At 50.7% G+C, this 203-nt stretch carries 1 tRNA gene; it reads left to right on the top strand.

Annotation, left to right across the window (positions count from 1 at the left end):
- Positions 1-7: 7 nt before the first annotated feature.
- Positions 8-84: transfer RNA gene (locus ACW689_RS21595), tRNA-Arg, on the top strand.
- Positions 85-203 lie beyond the last annotated feature (119 nt).

Raw genomic sequence — 203 nt, 5'->3', positions numbered from 1 at the left:
AAACGACGGACGCGTAGCTCAGCTGGATAGAGTACCTGGCTACGAACCAGGCGGTCGGAGGTTCGAATCCTCCCGCGTCCGCCACTTTTCTCTAAGTGGTTAAAAACAGAGATATCTTTAAGAGATATAAAATTTTAAACGACGGACGCGTAGCTCAGCTGGATAGAGTACCTGGCTACGAACCAGGCGGTCGGAGGTTCGAA

The sequence above is a fragment of the Pseudoalteromonas sp. ABE4_541 genome (genome assembly GCF_056312285.1).
The sequence above is the reverse complement of the archived record's forward strand: the minus strand, read 5'-3'. Positions and strand labels throughout refer to the sequence as shown.